This is a genomic window from Klebsiella sp. RCJ4 (genome assembly GCF_009025755.1).
Taxonomy (GTDB): Bacteria; Pseudomonadota; Gammaproteobacteria; order Enterobacterales; family Enterobacteriaceae; genus Klebsiella; species Klebsiella michiganensis.
Genome location: NZ_WCIN01000017.1, coordinates 1 through 1,871 on the forward strand (window position 1 = coordinate 1; position 1,871 = coordinate 1,871).

The window sequence follows — 1,871 nt, forward strand, 5'->3', positions numbered from 1 at the left end:
GCGACACGACGATGTTTTACGAAACATCTTCGGGTTGTGAGGTTAAGCGACTAAGCGTACACGGTGGATGCCCTGGCAGTCAGAGGCGATGAAGGACGTGCTAATCTGCGAAAAGCGTCGGTAAGGTGATATGAACCGTTACAGCCGGCGATGTCCGAATGGGGAAACCCAGTGCAATTCGTTGCACTATCGTTAACTGAATACATAGGTTAACGAGGCGAACCGGGGGAACTGAAACATCTAAGTACCCCGAGGAAAAGAAATCAACCGAGATTCCCCCAGTAGCGGCGAGCGAACGGGGAGCAGCCCGGAGTCTGAATCAGCTTGTGTGTTAGTGGAAGCGTCTGGAAAGTCGCAGGGTACAGGGTGATACTCCCGTACACTAAAGCACACAGGCTGTGAACTCGAAGAGTAGGGCGGGACACGTGGTATCCTGTCTGAATATGGGGGGACCATCCTCCAAGGCTAAATACTCCTGACTGACCGATAGTGAACCAGTACCGTGAGGGAAAGGCGAAAAGAACCCCGGCGAGGGGAGTGAAAAAGAACCTGAAACCGTGTACGTACAAGCAGTAGGAGCCCCACCACCAAAGCGTTTCGCTTTGCGTGGTGCGCAAAATGCGTAACGACAGCATGATGGACGGTTAACGGAGCGTAAGCGACGTTCAACATCCAGAATCAGGCAGTGGAGCGTTTTGGGGTGGGGTGACTGCGTACCTTTTGTATAATGGGTCAGCGACTTATATTCTGTAGCAAGGTTAACCGTATAGGGGAGCCGCAGGGAAACCGAGTCTTAACTGGGCGTTAAGTTGCAGGGTATAGACCCGAAACCCGGTGATCTAGCCATGGGCAGGTTGAAGGTTGGGTAACACTAACTGGAGGACCGAACCGACTAATGTTGAAAAATTAGCGGATGACTTGTGGCTGGGGGTGAAAGGCCAATCAAACCGGGAGATAGCTGGTTCTCCCCGAAAGCTATTTAGGTAGCGCCTCGTGAACTCATCTTCGGGGGTAGAGCACTGTTTCGGCTAGGGGGTCATCCCGACTTACCAACCCGATGCAAACTACGAATACCGAAGAATGTTATCACGGGAGACACACGGCGGGTGCTAACGTCCGTCGTGAAGAGGGAAACAACCCAGACCGCCAGCTAAGGTCCCAAAGTCATGGTTAAGTGGGAAACGATGTGGGAAGGCCCAGACAGCCAGGATGTTGGCTTAGAAGCAGCCATCATTTAAAGAAAGCGTAATAGCTCACTGGTCGAGTCGGCCTGCGCGGAAGATGTAACGGGGCTAAACCATGCACCGAAGCTGCGGCAGCGACACTATGTGTTGTTGGGTAGGGGAGCGTTCTGTAAGCCGTTGAAGGTGGCCTGTGAGGGTTGCTGGAGGTATCAGAAGTGCGAATGCTGACATAAGTAACGATAATGCGGGTGAAAAACCCGCACGCCGGAAGACCAAGGGTTCCTGTCCAACGTTAATCGGGGCAGGGTGAGTCGACCCCTAAGGCGAGGCCGAAAGGCGTAGTCGATGGGAAACAGGTTAATATTCCTGTACTCGGTGTTACTGCGAAGGGGGGACGGAGAAGGCTATGTTGGCCGGGCGACGGTTGTCCCGGTTTAAGCATGTAGGCGGATGTTCCAGGTAAATCCGGAACGTTATTAACGCTGAGGTGTGATGACGAGGCACTACGGTGCTGAAGTGACAAATGCCCTGCTTCCAGGAAAAGCCTCTAAGCATCAGGTAACATCAAATCGTACCCCAAACCGACACAGGTGGTCAGGTAGAGAATACCAAGGCGCTTGAGAGAACTCGGGTGAAGGAACTAGGCAAAATGGTGCCGTAACTTCGGGAGAAGGCACGCTGATGGTA

1 rRNA gene is annotated in these 1,871 nt (G+C 53.0%); it reads left to right on the top strand.

From position 1 onward, the window contains the following. Positions 1–40 precede the first annotated feature (40 nt). Positions 41–1,871 (top strand): 23S ribosomal RNA (locus tag F8562_RS05480); the annotation flags it as partial.